Genomic DNA, 15,207 nt, shown 5'->3' with positions numbered 1-15,207 from the left:
CACGGATGACGGCGGCACCTACCGTCATCCGCACCGCCGCTCTGGCGGGAGTTCAAGGGTGAACGTGAGGTGTCCCTCCCATGCTGACCATCCTCGGCTTCGCCATGATCGCGACCTTCCTGGTCCTGATCATGATGAAGAAGATGTCGCCGATCGCGGCGCTCGTGCTGATTCCCGCGTTGTTCTGCGTCGCCGTCGGCCAAGGCGCCCAGCTGGGCGACTACGTCGTCGAGGGCGTCGGCAAGCTGGCGCCCACGGCCGCGATGCTGATGTTCGCGATCGTCTACTTCGGCGTGATGATCGACGTCGGTCTCTTCGACCCGATCGTCCGCGCCATCCTGCGCTTCTGCAAGGCCGACCCGGTACGCGTGGTGGTCGGTACGGCGCTGCTCGCCGCGATCGTCTCGCTGGACGGCGACGGCTCGACCACCTTCATGATCACGGTCTCGGCGATGTATCCGCTCTACAAGCGGCTCGGGATGAGCCTGGTCGTCATGACCGGTGTCGCCGCCACCGCCAACGGCGTCATGAACACCCTTCCGTGGGGCGGCCCGACGGCCCGCGCGGCCACCGCGCTCAAGCTCGACGCGGGTGACGTCTTCGTCCCGATGATCCCGGCGCTCGGCGTCGGACTGCTCTTCGTCTTCGTCCTCGCGTACGTCCTGGGCCGGCGCGAGCGCAGGCGCATCGGCCACCTCAGCCTGGACGAGGTCCTCGCGCCGCGGAGCGAGACCGTGCTGGTCGCGGCCGGCGCCGGCACGGCCGAGGGCGGCACGGCCGACGGTGGCGAGGGCGCGGGCAAGGGCCGCGCTGGCGGTGCTGGTACGGGCAGCGGCGGGGGCTGCACGGGCGGCGGGCCCGGTGCCCCGGACACGGCCGCGGATGCGGATGCGGACGTGGACGTGGACGCGGACGCCGGGACCGAGGCCGGCTTTCAGGGGCTCGACCCGCGCCGCGAGACGCTCCGCCCCCGGCTGTACTGGTTCAACGCCGGCCTGACCGTCGCCCTGCTCACCGCGATGATCACGGAACTGCTGCCGATCCCGGTGCTGTTCCTGATCGGCGCCGCGCTCGCGCTCACCGTGAACTTCCCCCGGCCGGCCGCTCAGAAGGCCCGGCTCGCCGCCCACGCCGACAACGTCCTCAACGTCGCCGGCATGGTCTTCGCCGCCGCCGTGTTCACGGGCGTGCTCACCGGTACGGGCATGGTGAAGCACATGGCCGACTGGCTGGTCGGAGCCGTCCCCGAGGGCATGGGCCCGCACATGGCCCTGGTCACGGGCGTGCTCAGCCTGCCGCTCACGTACTTCATGTCCAACGACGGCTTCTACTTCGGCGTCCTGCCGGTGCTCGCCGAGGCGGGAGCGGCGCACGGCGTGTCCCCGCTGGAGATCGCCCGCGCCTCCCTGGTCGGCCAGGCGCTGCACATGTCGAGCCCGCTCGTCCCGGCGGTGTACGTGCTCGTCGGCATGGCGAAGGTGGAGTTCGGCGACCACACCCGGTTCACGGTGAAGTGGGCCGCGCTGACCTCGCTGGTGGTGCTCGCGGCGGGCATCCTGTTCGGGATCATCTGAGCCCGCGGGCCGGGCCGGGACCGGCCGGACCAAGGGCTGGACCAGGGCCGGGCAGGAGTCGGACAGGAGTCGGACCGGGGTCGGGCGCGGTCGGGCGGAGCCGGAGGAGAGGGCCGGACGGGGGGCGCCGGGGGCCGGACGGGTGGAAGTCGGAGGGTGCCACGGCACGGTGTCGCCCTCCGCGGCCATGCGGTGACCAATAGTCAGATTATCGGCCCGAGAGATCCGATACCTGACCGACTGGAGGATTCCCGCATGACCGTTCCGGCGCTCCGTCCCCTGCTCACCACCGCCGCCACCGCGCTCGTGATCAGCTCCACCGCCCTCGTGGCCGCACCCTCGGCGTTCGCCGCGCCCGGCGACAACGGTGACATCAAGATCCACGAGAAGGGCACGGTCGAGCCCGACCCGAGCAACGACCCCAAGGTCTGCGAGTTCCACATCGCCGCCTTCAACTTCGACGGCCTCCAGGACGTCGACTGGCAGATCTTCAACCAGCCAGGCAACAACACGCCCGTGAAGACGGGCAGCATCGTCCTCGACCAGAACGGCGACGGCTACACCGCCGACATGTCGCTGCCCGACGGCATGTACAAGGTCGAGTGGACCTGGGAGGGCCAGCAGGGCGCCAAGAAGAGCAAGGTGTTCCGGGTCGAGTGCGTGACCCCGCCCACCACGCCGCCGACCACCACGCCGCCGACCAGCAAGCCGCCGCACCACAAGCCGCCGCACGGGCCGGTCGGTGCCGGTGGCGGCGGAGCGGCCGACCCGGCCTCCTCCACCACTGACGGCTCCGCCTTCGGCGTCGGATCGGCCATCGCCGCGGGTCTCGCGGGCACCGCCGGCCTGATCCTCATCCGCCGTTCGCGCCGCCGCAACGATGGCGCCGCGTAGGTCCGACCTCCCGCGCGCGGCGGCGCCCGCCGGCCGGGCCACGGCCCCGTCCCCGTACGGGCGGAGCCCGCGCCGGCCCCACCCGCGCGGGTCCGCCCGGCGCGGGCGCACCACCCGGCGGCAGCGCCGGCTCCTCCGGCTCGCCAGAACCGTCGCCGTGACCGTCACCCTGGTCGTCGGCGGCGTCTGGTGGGCCCAGGGCGAGGAGCCGGCGGGCCCGGCGCTCGCCGCCCACGGCGTCACGACGAACGGCGGCGCGAACGGCGACGGACCCGGTGCCGGCGGCAGCGCCGCCAACGGAAAGGCGGCCAACGGAAAGGCCGCCGACGGCAACGGCGGCAACGGCAAGGGGGCGTCCGGTCATCCGGGCGCCGCCCCGGCCGCCGCCGGGCCCGGGGCCCGTGGCGCGGCCGTCGCGCCGAAGCCCCAGCGCCCGCCCGCGCCCCTGAACCGATCGCGGCCCACCACGCTCGCCGTTCCCGCGATCACCGTCGAGGCGCCCGTCGTCGACCTCGGCCTCGACGGCTCCGGCCGGCTCGCCACCCCGCCCGTCGACAACCCCCGGGTCGTCGGCTGGTACGCCAACGGCGTCTCGCCGGGGGAACGCGGCACCGCCGTCGTCGTCGGCCACCGCGACACCCGCACCGGACCGGCGATCTTCATCAACCTCAACGCGCTCAACCCCGGCAACACGATCCGGGTCGCCCGAGCCGACGGACGCGTCGCCGTCTTCACCGTCGACCGGGTCCGTACGTACGCCAAGTCGGCCTTCCCCAGCGACGAGGTGTACGGACCCGCCAAGCGTCCCGAACTCCGCGTCCTCACCTGCGGCGGAGCCTTCGACCGCAAGGAGGGCTACGCCTCCAACATCGTGGTCTTCGCCCACCTCACGGGCGTCGACCGGCAGATCTGACCCGGGCCGGCGGGTCATGAAGACCTCCGTGCGCGACGGAGCCGCAGAGCTCCGCCGCGCAGGAGGTCTTCGCCGTACCCGGAGCCGTGCGGTGGCGAGGACCGTGCGGTGCCGAGGATCGTGCGGTGCCGAGGACCGTGCGGTGGCGAGGATCGTGCGGTGCCGAGGACCGTGCGGTGCAAGGATCGTGCGGTGTCCAGCGCCGTGCGGGATCGGGAACGCGGGGGTGGGAGCACGCTCAGGGCAGGACCCCCTGGCGCCGGAAAACTAACAGCGCTAGTTTGGGTCTTCGGTGCGCGGTCCCGGCAGCCGTGAACGGCCGCCCGGCGCCGGCGCTCCGGCCCGGCCGGCCGGCCGGTCGGCGTGCGCGCCGCACGGCCGCGCGCGTACCCGTACCCGTGCCCGACACGCGAGGAGAGACGGCGGATGAAGGCCCACGACGCGATGTACATCGGCGGGGAGTGGCGCCCCGCCGCCTCCACGGAGACCGTTCCCGTGATCGACCCTGCCACCGAGCAGGTCGTCGCCCGGGTCCCGGCCGGTACCGCCGAGGACGTCGACGCCGCCGTGCGCGCCGCCCGCGCAGCCCTCCCCGGCTGGGCGGCCACTCCGCCCGCCGAGCGGGCCGCCCGGCTCGCCGCCCTGCGCGACGCGCTCGCCGCGCGCGCCGAGGAGATCGCCGCCACCGTCACCACCGAGCTCGGCGCCCCGCCGCAGCTCGCCGCCGCCGTGCACACCGGACTGCCGATCGCCGTGGCCGGCTCGTACGCCGAACTCGCCGCCACCCACGCCTTCGAGGAGAAGGTCGGCAACTCCACCGTCTACTCCGAGCCGGTCGGCGTGGTCGCCGCGATCACGCCCTGGAACTACCCGCTCCACCAGATCGTCGCCAAGGTCGCCCCGGCGCTCGCCGCCGGCTGCGCGATCGTCCTCAAGCCCGCCGAGGACACTCCGCTCACCGCCCAGCTGTTCGCCGAGGTCGTCCACGAGGCGGGCGTACCGGCCGGAGTCTTCAATCTGGTCACCGGGCTGGGCACGGTCGCCGGACAGGCCCTCGCCGAGCACCCCGGCGTCGACCTGGTCTCCTTCACCGGCTCCACCGCCGTCGGCAGGAAGATCGGCGCGCTGGCCGGCGGCGCCGTCAAGCGCGTCGCCCTCGAACTCGGGGGCAAGTCCGCCAACGTCATCCTGCCCAGCGCCGACCTCGGCAAGGCCGTCGCCGTCGGCATCGCCAACGTCATGTCCAACTCCGGCCAGACGTGCAGTGCCTGGACCCGGATGCTGGTGCACGCCGACCGGTACGAGGAGGCGGTCGGTCTCGCCGCCGCGGCCGTCGCCAAGTACGTCCCCGGCGAGCGCGTCGGCCCGCTCGTCAGCGCCGGGCAGCGCGACCGGGTCCGCGGCTACATCGAGAAGGGCCTCGCGGAGGGCGCCCGGCTCGTCGCCGGCGGCCCCGACGCCCCGCGCGACACCGGCTACTACGTCTCGCCGACCGTCTTCGCCGACGTCACCCCGGACATGACCATCGCCCAGGAGGAGATCTTCGGGCCGGTCGTCTCGCTCATCCGCTACGAGGACGAGGCCGACGCCCTCGCCATCGCCAACGGCACCGTGTACGGGCTCGCCGGCGCCGTGTGGGGCGAACCCGAGGAGGCCGTCGCCTTCGCCCGCCGCATGGAGACCGGCCAGGTCGACATCAACGGCGGCCGCTTCAACCCGCTGGCGCCGTTCGGCGGCTGGAAGCAGTCAGGAGTCGGCCGCGAGCTCGGCGCGCACGGCCTCGCCGAGTACCTCCAGACCAAGTCCCTGCAGTTCTGAGGACGTTCCGACCGACCGCACGTTCCCGACCGCGTACGCACCGAAGGAGCCCACGCGTGATCCGCGCCGCCGTCCTGCCCGCCGTCGGATCTCCCCTGGAGATCACCGGCATCCACCTGCCCGAGCCCGGCCCCGGGCAGGTCCGGGTCCGGCTCGCCGCAGCGGGGGTCTGCCACTCCGACCTGTCGCTGTCCGACGGCACCATGCGGGTGCCGGTGCCCGCCGTCCTCGGCCACGAGGGCGCCGGCACGGTCGTCTCCGTCGGCGAGGGCGTCACCCACGTCGCGCCCGGAGACGGCGTCGTCCTCAACTGGGCGCCGTCCTGCGGCGCCTGCCACCACTGCGGCCTCGGCGAGGTCTGGCTCTGCGCGAACGCGCTGACCGGCGCGGCGAACGTGTACGCCCGCACCGAGGACGGCACCGGGCTCCACCCCGGGCTCAACGTCGCCGCCTTCGCCGAGGAGACCGTCGTCGCGGCGAACTGCGTGCTGCCCGTCCCCGACGGCGTACCGCTCACCGACGCCGCCCTCCTCGGCTGCGCCGTCCTCACCGGCTGGGGCGCCGTGCACCACTCCGCGCGGGTGCGGGCCGGCGAGTCCGTCGCCGTCTTCGGCGTCGGCGGCGTCGGCCTCGCCACTCTCCAGGCCGCGCGGATCGCCGGGGCCTCGACCGTCGTCGCGGTCGACGTCTCGCCCGCGAAGGAGGCCCTGGCCCGGGCCGCCGGAGCCACCGACTACGTCCTCGCCTCCGAGACCACCGCCAAGGAGATCCGGCGGCTGACCGGAGGCCACGGCGCCGACGTGTCCGTCGAGTGCGTCGGCCGCGCCGCCACCATCCGCACGGCCTGGGACGCCACGCGGCGCGGCGGCCGCACCACGGTCGTCGGCATCGGCGGCAAGGACCAGCAGGTCACCTTCAACGCGCTGGAGCTCTTCCACTGGGGCCGCACCCTGTCCGGCTGCGTGTACGGAAACTCCGACCCGGCGGCGGACCTCCCGGTCCTGGCCGAGCACATCCGGGCCGGCCGGCTCGACCTCGGCGCCCTGGTCACCGAGCGGATCACCCTGGAGGGCATCCCCGGCGCCTTCGAGAACATGCTCGCGGGCAAGGGCGGCCGCGCGCTCGTCGTCTTCTGACCGTACGGGTCAGCCGGCGGCGTCCGGGGATCCGGCGACGGCGCGCGGCCGGGACCGGGACACCGTGGGGGACTCGCCGACGGGCCGGGAGCAGACCCGGAAGAGGACGGTCCGGAGGCGGAGGAGGAACCGGAAGAGGGGGCGGAGGGCGGCTGGTTCGGCATGGCACGACCGTGGGGCGCGGACGGTTCGGCGGTCACCGCGGTGTCGCCCGAGGCGTCGCCTGGCGGCACCGGCCCGGTCACCGCACGGTCGCCCGCGGCGTCGCGTGGCGCGTCGGCGCCGGTCAGCGGAGCGTCGCGGCCTCGATGCCCAGTTCCCCGTGCAGCGCCCGCTCCCCGGCGGTCCAGGCCCGGCCGTCGAGGAGGGCGAGCGGGAAGGAGGCGCGGGTCTCGTCGGCGAACAGGGCGGCGAGGGCGGCGAGGTGTCGGGGAGCCATGCCGTCAGGGCGCCGCGCTCATGCTTCGGTCGTGGCCGAAGCGTCCTGACCGGTGCGCTGGTCGGCATCGTGGGCGAGGTCCTCGCCGGCGCCTCGGCCGGCGTTCCGGTCGCCGTCCTGGAGGACGTCGTGGCCGGCGGCCTGGCCACGGGTCTCGTACTGCAGGGCGAGGCCGTCGAGCAGTGCCCGCAGCCCCGCCTCGAAGGCGCTCTCGTCGACCTGTTCGCGGCGCTCCGCGAGCAGGTGGGCCTGGCCGAGGTGCGGATAGTCGGCGGGGTCGTAGGCGGCCTCGTCGTCGACGAAGCCGCGGGCGAAGGAGCCGAGGGCGGAGCCGGTGATGAAGTAGCGCATCAGGGCGCCGATGCGGGTGGCCTGGGCGGGCGGCCAGCCGGCCCGCACCATCGCGCCGAAGACGGCGTCGGCGACCCTGAGGCCGGCCGGGCGGCGGCCCGGTCCCTGGGCGAGCAGCGGAACGAGGTTCGGGTGGTCGGTGAGCGCGGCGCGGTAGGAGACGGCCCAGTCGTGCAGGGCGGTTCGCCAGTCGCGGGAGTCCTCCGGCGCGAACATCGACAGGTCGATCCTGGCGCTGACGCCGTCGGCGACGGCGTCCAGGATCTCGTCCTTGGTGCGGAAGTGGTTGTAGAGCGAGGGGCCGCTGACGCCCAGTTCGGCCGCGAGACGCCGGGTGGAGAGGGCGGCGAGCCCCTCGGCGTCCACGAGCGCTCCCGCCGTCTCGACGATGCGGTCTCGGCTGAGCAGGGGCTTGCGCGGTCGGGCCATGGCGCACATAGTAGGCGGGAGCCATAAAACTAGCAGTGGTAATTAAAGTGCGGGCACAGCCCGGACGGCGACCCGTCGGCGGGCGGCCGCCGGGCAGCGGCGGGAGGCGGCGCGATGAACCTGGAGCTCAGCGAGGAGCAGGAGGCCGTACGGCGGCTCGCGCGGGACTTCGTCGCCAGCGAGGTCACCCCGCACGCCGTCGCCTGGGACCGCGCGGAGAGCGTCGACCGGGCGATCGTGGGGAAGCTCGGCGCCGTCGGCTTCCTCGGCCTGACCGTCCCCGAGGAGTACGGCGGCTCCGGCGGCGACCACCTCTCCTACTGCCTCGTCACCGAGGAGCTCGGCCGCGGCGACTCCTCGGTCCGCGGCATCGTCTCCGTCTCCCTCGGTCTCGTCGCCAAGACCGTCGCCGCCTGGGGAACCGAGGAGCAGAAGCGCGCCTGGCTGCCCCGTCTCACCTCCGGCGAGGCCGTCGGCTGCTTCGGCCTCACCGAGCCCGGCACCGGCTCCGACGCCGGGAACCTGACCACCAGGGCGGTCCGCGACGGCGACGCGTACGTGATCGACGGCGGCAAGATGTTCATCACCAACGGCACCTGGGCCGACGTCGTGCTGCTCTTCGCCCGCACCGGCGCCGCGCCCGGCCACAAGGGCGTCTCCGCCTTCCTCGTCCCCGCCGACACCCCCGGCCTCACCCGCCGCACCATCCACGGCAAGCTCGGCCTGCGCGGCCAGGCCACCGCCGAGCTGGTCCTGGAGGGCGTCCGGGTGCCGGCGAGCGCGATGCTCGGCCCGGAGGGCAAGGGCTTCTCCGTCGCCATGTCCGCCCTCGCCAAGGGCCGGATGTCGGTCGCGGCGGGCTGCGTCGGCATCGCCCAGGCCGCCCTCGACGCGGCCGTGCGCTACGCGGGGGAGCGCGAGCAGTTCGGCCGGCCCATCGCCTCGTACCAGCTGGTCCAGGAGCTCATCAGCGACATCGCCGTGGACGTGGACGCGGCCCGGCTGCTCACCTGGCGGGTCGCCGACCTCGTCGACCGCGGCCAGGAGTTCGCCACCGCCGCGTCCCAGGCCAAGCTGTACGCCTCCGAGGCCGCCGTGCGTGCGGCGAACAACGCCCTCCAGGTCTTCGGCGGCTACGGCTACATCGACGAGTACCCGGTCGGCAAGCTGCTCCGGGACGCCCGCGTCATGACGCTCTACGAGGGCACCAGCCAGATCCAGAAGCTCATCATCGGCCGGGCGCTGACGGGTGTGTCGGCGTTCTGAGTACCCCCTGAGTACGAGGGCGGATGTGGCGAGGGCCACACCCGCCCGATGGTGTTCCCCATGAGCGATCCATTCGTCAAGCAGCAGCAGAACACCGCCGCCTACTACGTGCAGGCCGTGGTCTCCTTCGGTCTCGCCCTGCTGGCCGTGACCGTCGGGATCTACAAGCTCGATGCCAGCGCCTGGGTGCGCGCCTTCCTCGCCGTGGCGGTCCTCTACCTCACCACGTCCGCCTTCACCCTCGCCAAGGTCGTCCGCGACCGGCAGGACTCCGGCACCCGCCCTCTCTGAGCGTCCCCCGGGGCGCCCTCTCCGAGCGTCCCCCGGGCGCTGCCTCTCCGCGGTCTCTAAGCGCTTGCTCACCGTCGTTGTATGGTGTTCGTCCCTGGACGGCCCGAAGAGGAGTGTGCGATGAGCGCGGCGGAGGAGACGCCCGGCGGCGAGGACATCCCGTGGGGTGAGGTCACGCCCGAGGCCGCCCGGCGTCTGCTGGTCGCGGCCGTCGACGCGTTCGCCGAGCGCGGCTACCACGCCACGACGACCCGGGACATCGCGGGCCGGGCCGGCATGAGCCCGGCCGCGCTCTACATCCACTACAAGACCAAGGAAGAGCTGCTCCACCGGATCAGCCGGATCGGTCACGACAAGGCCCTGGACATCCTGCGGGCCGCCGCCGACGGCCCCGGCACGGCCGCCGAGCGGCTCGCCGACGCCGTGCGCTCCTTCGTCCGCTGGCACGCCGAGCGGCACACCACCGCCCGGGTCGTGCAGTACGAGCTCGACGCCCTCGGCCCCGAGCACCGCACCGAGATCGTGGCGCTGCGCCGCGAGTCCGAGGCGACCGTGCGGCGGATCCTCAACGAAGGCGTGGCGGCGGGCGAGTTCGACGTTCCCGACGTGGCCGGCACCACCGTCGCGGTGCTCTCCCTGTGCATCGACGTCTCGCGCTGGTTCAACACCCAGGGCCGCCACACCGCCGACGAGGTCGGCGCGCTCTACGCGGACCTCGTGCTGCGGATGGTCGGCGCTCAGAAGTAGTAGCGGGAGACCGACTCCGCGACGCAGACCGGCTTGTCGCCGCCCTCCCGTTCCACCGTCACCGTCGCCGTGACCTGCACGCCGCCGCCGGCCTCGGTCACCTCGGTGAGCACGGCGGTGGCGCGCAGCCGTGAACCCACCGGCACGGGAGCGGGGAAACGGACCTTGTTCGTGCCGTAGTTGAGGCCCATCTTCATGCCCTCGACCCGCATGATCTGCGGCACCAGGACGGGCAGCAGGGACAGCGTCAGATAGCCGTGCGCGATCGTCCTGCCGAACGGGCCGGCCGCGGCGCGCTCCGGGTCGACGTGGATCCACTGGTGGTCGCCCGTGGCCTCGGCGAACAGGTCGATCCGCTTCTGCTCGATCTCCAGCCATTCGCTGGGGCCGAGCTGCTCGCCGATCCCGGCGCGCAGCTCCTCGGCGGACGTGAAGATCCTCGGCTCGGCCATGTTCCCGCTCCCTCTCAGGTGGACGTGTCTAAGCGCTTGCTCAGCATGTGCGGCGGGCGGGCTCCTGTCAACGGAACCGGCCGCCGGGAAGACCGGCTCCCTCACGTAGGCTCGGACGGGTGCCGCAGATTCCCGAGAAGATCCACGAACTCACCGTCGGCCAGCTGTCCGCGCGCAGCGGCGCGGCCGTCTCGGCCCTGCACTTCTACGAGACCAAGGGCCTGATCAGCAGCCGCCGCACGAGCGGGAACCAGCGCCGCTACGGCCGCGACACCCTCCGCAGGGTCGCCTTCATCCGCGCCGCCCAGCGGGTCGGCATCCCGCTCGCCACGGTCCGCGACGCGCTGGCCCAGCTCCCCGAGGAGCGCACCCCGACCCGCGAGGACTGGGCCCGGCTCTCCGGAACCTGGCGCGCCGAGCTCGACGAGCGGATCACGCAGCTCGGGCGGCTGCGCGACCACCTGAGCGACTGCATCGGCTGCGGCTGTCTGTCCCTGGAGAACTGCGTGCTGTCCAACCCCGACGACGTCTTCGGCGAGCGCCTCACCGGCTCGCGGCTGATGCCGGAACGCCGGGACGCGTAGGGGCGGGCCGGCGGAGGAGCACGGGGTGGGAGGGGTACGGGGCGGGGGGAGTACGGGGTGGAGGAGTACGAGGTGGGAGGCGTGCGGCGCGGGGGAGTACGGGGTGGAGGAGCACGGGAGAAGGCGCGGCGGGGTGAAAACGGAGCAGGGGCCCGCCACCCCCGTGGGCGGGCCCCCGCTCGGTCCGGGAAGCGGGCGTCACTCGTACTCGGTGCCGCCCTTGCGGGTCAGATAGGCGGGGCTGACCGCCTTCGCTATCGCGCGTCCGCCGGTGACGGGGCTGTACCGCTCGGCGACCGGCCGGATCACCACGCCCTCGCGCAGATGCAGCTCGGTCCCGGACACCGTCTCCCGGCCGCTCGCCAGCGCCAGGACGGTGTCCAGGTCGTACGGCCCGGTGAACAGCCGTGGGACGAGCGGGAGTTCGCCCGGTTCCAGCACCTCGGCCGGATCGAGCCAGCGCACCTGCCCGTCGATCTCGGCGGACAGGTCGAACAACGCGAAGCCGACGCCGCCGTCGGAGCGGGCGTTCGCCCCGTACGCCAGGTCCTGCACCCCGGCGCCGTACACCTCGCCGAACAGCCCGACCCGCCGGGCGCCGAGCCGGGCGGCGAGCCGGGCCGCGACCGCGGACAGGCCGTGGCCGTGCACCGCGCGCCAGTACAGGTTGCGCGGATCCTCCTTCAGCGCCAGGCCCTTCGCGCCGAAACCCTTGGACGAGACGACGGTCCGCTCCTCCTCGGCGAGATACGTGACGAGGCAGGCCGTGCCGTGCAGCTTCTCGGTGAGGACCACCGGCTCGCCCGGCTCGAACATCTCCGGGAAGCGGTGCAGGTTCTCGATGTCCACCCACGGCAGCAGATCCGGCGCCGCCTCCACGTCCCCGCTCATCGTCGGCGGGATCGGCGGTACCCACTTGGTGATCCCGAGCAACTCCGCGAAGTCCGTGCCGTCCTGTGCCGCCTGCTTCAGGTCCACCCCGTCGAGCGCCGCCGGCAGGCACACTAGACCCTGCGACAACTCCCCGCGCAGCCGTACCGCCTTGACCCGGTCGGAGGCCTTTCCGGCGAGCCGTCCGGTCAGCCCCAGCTCCTCGATCAGCGGGGCGGGCAGCACGGCCTGTTCCGGGATGTAGACCGCCACGTCACCCGTCCGGAAACGACCCTTCGCGACGACCGCCCGGTAGAGGCCGACCTGCGCGAGCTCGAGCGCGTCGGCGTTCGGATGGTCGTGGACGGTCAGGGTCTCGGCGGTGACGCGCAGCGTGGACATTCAGGACTCCGGCAGCTCGGTGGGTTTCCCGTGGGTGTTCATCGGCGCCCACTCTGACGGTTCCTCATTCCGCTGGGCGAACGGTTTATCGCCTGGTAGCGTCGCTCTCTTCGCCGCCCGTCGACCCGGTGGAGTCCCGTCCGGGGACCCCGGCCGCGCCCGACGCGCCGCTCCTTCCCGCCCCTTGCCGCCGGTCTCCGCCGCGTCGGGGAGGGCGTCCGGGGATCATGCGCCGGGAGACGCCCGGCGTCTTCGGTGACCGGGAGGTCTCTAGCCACAAGAAACTGTTGCCGGGATTTCAGTGACTGTGAGTGGGTGTGTGGTCACTCATTGATGATCGATGAACTTGAGGTGCAAGCCGGGCCGTTAGCGCGGTGGCAGGTGCATTGGTGCCACCCGTGGCGGGGGGTGTCGTGGTACGCGGCCGATCCGGTGCTGACGGGCCTGCCGACGCCGGCGGAGTGGGCGCACATGCACGGTACGCAGCCGGGGCAGCCGGTGCTGCTGCGGGCCGATGGGTGGTCGGTGCCGGAGGTCAACGGGTTCTTCGCCTCGGCGCGTATGCGTAACGCGAGGGCAGGCACGCGGAGGAGGACGCCTTCGCGGTAGCCGTCTGGCTGGGGTTCCTTGACGCGGTGGGCCGGGCCTGGCGCGACGCCGACGAAGAGGACGTCGCCGGCTTCACGTTCTGGCGGATGACCGCCGAGGCTAACGTCCGGCGCGTGGCCGGCGGGACGGTGCTGGACGACCTGGTCGCGATCAGCGCGCTCTACCGCTGGGCCGGAGTCCGGTTCGGAGTGAGCGATCCGGTGGCCCGACGGCAGGTTCCCGGCCCTGACCCGGGCCCGGTGACGGAATCGTTCGAGGCAGGCCCGCATCTCGTACGCAGCAAGGACGTGAAGTGGCTGGGCCCGGCCGGCTACGCCCGCTGGGTCGACGTCGGGCTGCGCGGACTGGACCTGCGCGGTCGGGAGATCGACGGGTGGCGGGGGCGCAACAGCCAGCGCGACTGCGCATTCGTCGACGGGCTCTACGGCACCGGGCTGCGGCTGAGTGAGTGGGCCAGCGTCCTGCGCCTGGAGCTGCCCGCCGACGACGAGACCCGCACCTACTACACCTGTCGGCTGGCGGAGGCATGCGCCAAGGGCGGCCGTGGGCGCCGGTTCTGGATGCCGCGCAGCGTCCTGGCCGACGTCCTGGCCTACGAGGAAGGCGAACGCTCCGCAGCAGTCCGCCGGGCTCAGCGCGCTTGCCGCTACGAGCGGTTGCCGGGGCTGCTGCTGGTCGAACGCAGGACCCGCAAGCGGCTGGAGATGCGGGACACAGGCGGCCGGCGGATCACCGCGTCGCTGGACTCGCTGGACCCCGCCGCCCGCGAGAGGCTGTTCCGCCGGACCGCCGCCATCACGCCACCCGCCTGCAGGATCTGAAGGTGCGCTGCCACGTCAACGCCGCCGACAACTTCCTCACCTGGCTCACCGGCGAAGAACTGACGCTGGGAACCTGCGCTCAACCGGATCTGGAACGATGGATGGCGGACTCCACCGTCAGCTACCGGGACGAGACGGGCCACTTCGTCCGCTGGTCAGTACAGCACCGGCACGCCCGCGGCCTGACCTACGGCACCGTCCGCTGGAAGGGCCCGCTCAGCACCATCGACAGCGAGAAGCGCTGGGACGATGCACGGCGCCTTCTCAACGACGACTCACTGCCGACCCCGGACCGCGTCGCCGGACTGCTGCTGATCCTCTACGCACAGAAGATCGCCACCATCAGTCAACTCACCGTTGCCGACGTCCACATCGACGGCGACACCGTCACGATCACATTCGGCAGCTCGCCGGTCGTCCTCCCCGCGCCGCTGGCCAGCCTGGTCCGCGAGCTCGTTGCGACCCGCCGCGGCAAGGCCAAGATCGGCACTCCGGACGATGCCCCCTGGCTGTTCCCGGGCGGCCATCCAGGACGCCCTCTCACCGACAGCCAGATCGGCAAGCGCCTCCACAGCATCGGGATACGGCCCAAACAGGACCGGTCCACCGCGCTGTTCACAGTCGCGACCGAGCTTCCCGCCGCGATCCTCGCCCGGATGCTCGGCGTCCACATCAAGGTTGCCGTCCAGTGGCAGAAAGCATCGGCCGGGGACTGGGCCGCCTACGCCGCCGACGTCGCCAGCCGGAATTGCCCGTGAGTCTTGCCTCGTGCGCTCAGCTACCCGAGACCGCCATTGCTCCGGAGAAGCTGGGCGTTGATCCATCCGCCCTCTGCCGAGCAGAGGAACGTGACCAGATTCGCGCAGTCCTGCGGCACACCGAGGCGTCCCAGGGGCGTGAAGCGGATCATGTCCACCTTTTGCTCTTCGGGCATCCACCCGGTGTCAGTCGGCCCGGGATTGATCGCGTTACAGGTCACTCCCAGATGGGCAAGCTCACGGGCGGCGGCCAGCGTGATCCGGTCCATAGCCCCCTTGCTCGCCCCGTAGGGCAGGTTGCCAGCGGTGTGGTCGCTGGTCAGGCTGACGATCCGCCCGCTTCCGTGCTGCCCGCGGAATCGCAGCCCGTACTCCCGGATCAGCAGCCACGTTGCCCGCGCGTTGACCGCAAAATGTCGGTCGAAGCTCTCCACCGTGGTGTCCAGCAAGCCGGAGTCAACCGACTCGCAATGACAGAGCACCAGCGCCGTGACGTTCCCCAGCTCCCGCTCGACGCTGTCGAAAAGCTGAGCCGGCACCGCCGGGTCGCTCAGGTCCGCCTCGACCGCAAGCGTTCTCGCCCCATGGGACGCCACCTTCTTCCGCAGCTCTTCGGGCGCACCCGGCTCCATGCCCCACTGCATCCGCGCGTCATACGGAGTCCAGAACGTGAAGGCCACGTCCCAACCGGCCCGGGCCAGATTCAGTACCACGCACGCCGCGATCCCCGCCGAACGTCCCGCCCCCGTGACCAAGGCAAGCGGGCGCCCCGCCTCTCCCACGTCCTGCCGGCTCCCCACGCGCGTCTCGCCAGTCATGATCCTCATCCTGGCGGTCCGCCCTTCACGCGGCA

The 15,207-nt window shown here is 72.8% G+C and carries 14 protein-coding genes and 2 pseudogenes; 11 read left to right on the top strand and 5 right to left on the bottom strand.

Annotated features, from left to right (window positions below):
• Window positions 1–80: 80 nt before the first annotated feature.
• The 5 genes from ESG85_RS21675 to ESG85_RS21655 all read left to right on the top strand — a co-directional run bounded on the left by ESG85_RS21675 (window position 81) and on the right by ESG85_RS21655 (window position 6,335).
• A complete protein-coding gene (locus tag ESG85_RS21675; RefSeq protein WP_128981766.1) occupies window positions 81–1,574 on the top strand; it encodes a CitMHS family transporter in 1,494 nt (497 codons plus the stop codon).
• A 255-nt stretch (window positions 1,575–1,829) separates the two neighbouring features.
• Entirely contained in the window at window positions 1,830–2,468 is a 639-nt protein-coding gene (locus ESG85_RS21670) for a hypothetical protein (RefSeq protein WP_128981764.1), read from the top strand.
• Window positions 2,469–2,625: 157 nt separating this feature from the next.
• Window positions 2,626–3,381: a class F sortase gene (locus ESG85_RS21665; RefSeq protein WP_128981762.1), complete on the top strand. Its 756-nt coding sequence runs from the start codon at window positions 2,626–2,628 to the stop codon at window positions 3,379–3,381.
• Window positions 3,382–3,807: 426 nt separating this feature from the next.
• Window positions 3,808–5,199 carry an aldehyde dehydrogenase family protein gene (locus ESG85_RS21660; RefSeq protein WP_128981760.1) on the top strand — a complete coding sequence of 464 codons (1,392 nt, stop codon included), beginning with the start codon at window positions 3,808–3,810 and terminating at the stop codon, window positions 5,197–5,199.
• Window positions 5,200–5,255: 56 nt separating this feature from the next.
• Window positions 5,256–6,335 carry a Zn-dependent alcohol dehydrogenase gene (locus tag ESG85_RS21655; RefSeq protein WP_128981758.1) on the top strand — a complete coding sequence of 360 codons (1,080 nt, stop codon included), beginning with the start codon at window positions 5,256–5,258 and terminating at the stop codon, window positions 6,333–6,335.
• Between the two features lie 295 nt (window positions 6,336–6,630).
• Here the strand turns inward: ESG85_RS21655 and ESG85_RS21650 are convergent.
• Window positions 6,631–6,774, bottom strand: a pseudogene (locus ESG85_RS21650) (transcriptional regulator); the annotation flags it as partial.
• A gap of 18 nt (window positions 6,775–6,792) precedes the next feature.
• A complete protein-coding gene (locus ESG85_RS21645) occupies window positions 6,793–7,563 on the bottom strand; it encodes a TetR/AcrR family transcriptional regulator (RefSeq protein WP_128981756.1) in 771 nt (256 codons plus the stop codon).
• A 105-nt stretch (window positions 7,564–7,668) separates the two neighbouring features.
• Between ESG85_RS21645 and ESG85_RS21640 the strand changes: the two genes are divergently transcribed.
• From ESG85_RS21640 to ESG85_RS21630, 3 genes and pseudogenes are all read left to right on the top strand, one after another.
• A complete protein-coding gene (locus tag ESG85_RS21640; protein WP_128981754.1) occupies window positions 7,669–8,820 on the top strand; it encodes an acyl-CoA dehydrogenase family protein in 1,152 nt (383 codons plus the stop codon).
• A gap of 60 nt (window positions 8,821–8,880) precedes the next feature.
• A pseudogene (locus tag ESG85_RS21635) lies at window positions 8,881–9,096 on the top strand (YiaA/YiaB family inner membrane protein); the annotation flags it as partial.
• A gap of 135 nt (window positions 9,097–9,231) precedes the next feature.
• A complete protein-coding gene (locus ESG85_RS21630; protein WP_128981750.1) occupies window positions 9,232–9,858 on the top strand; it encodes a TetR/AcrR family transcriptional regulator in 627 nt (208 codons plus the stop codon).
• Here the strand turns inward: ESG85_RS21630 and ESG85_RS21625 are convergent.
• The gene (locus ESG85_RS21625; protein ID WP_128981748.1) at window positions 9,849–10,310 is read right to left on the bottom strand and encodes a MaoC family dehydratase; all 462 of its coding nucleotides are present in this window, start codon (window positions 10,308–10,310) and stop codon (window positions 9,849–9,851) included. The genes ESG85_RS21630 and ESG85_RS21625 overlap by 10 nt on opposite strands.
• A 119-nt stretch (window positions 10,311–10,429) precedes the next feature.
• On the opposite strand from ESG85_RS21625, the gene soxR reads away from it, so the two are divergent.
• On the top strand, window positions 10,430–10,894 hold the full coding sequence (gene soxR, locus ESG85_RS21620) for a redox-sensitive transcriptional activator SoxR (RefSeq protein ID WP_128981746.1): 465 nt from the start codon (window positions 10,430–10,432) through the stop codon (window positions 10,892–10,894).
• A gap of 198 nt (window positions 10,895–11,092) precedes the next feature.
• On the opposite strand, the gene ESG85_RS21615 is transcribed toward soxR, so the two are convergent.
• Window positions 11,093–12,166, bottom strand: coding sequence for an RNA ligase (ATP) (locus ESG85_RS21615; protein ID WP_128981744.1), 1,074 nt, complete (start codon window positions 12,164–12,166; stop codon window positions 11,093–11,095).
• A 695-nt stretch (window positions 12,167–12,861) separates the two neighbouring features.
• Here ESG85_RS21615 and ESG85_RS21610 point away from each other — a divergent pair.
• Together ESG85_RS21610 and ESG85_RS21605 are read left to right on the top strand one after the other, a co-directional pair.
• Window positions 12,862–13,596, top strand: a complete 735-nt coding sequence (locus ESG85_RS21610) for a hypothetical protein (protein WP_128981742.1) — start codon at window positions 12,862–12,864, stop codon at window positions 13,594–13,596.
• 2 nt (window positions 13,597–13,598) lie between these two features.
• Complete coding sequence (locus ESG85_RS21605) at window positions 13,599–14,354, top strand: site-specific integrase (RefSeq protein ID WP_246095212.1); 756 nt, start codon at window positions 13,599–13,601, stop codon at window positions 14,352–14,354.
• Between the two features lie 20 nt (window positions 14,355–14,374).
• Here ESG85_RS21605 and ESG85_RS21600 read toward each other — a convergent pair whose 3' ends face one another.
• The gene (locus ESG85_RS21600) at window positions 14,375–15,172 is read right to left on the bottom strand and encodes an SDR family oxidoreductase (protein WP_128981739.1); all 798 of its coding nucleotides are present in this window, start codon (window positions 15,170–15,172) and stop codon (window positions 14,375–14,377) included.
• Window positions 15,173–15,207: the final 35 nt, after the last annotated feature.

This window comes from Streptomyces roseicoloratus (genome assembly GCF_004117935.1).
Taxonomy (GTDB): Bacteria; Actinomycetota; Actinomycetes; order Streptomycetales; family Streptomycetaceae; genus Streptomyces; species Streptomyces roseicoloratus.
This window is presented reverse-complemented; position numbering and strand designations above follow the sequence as displayed.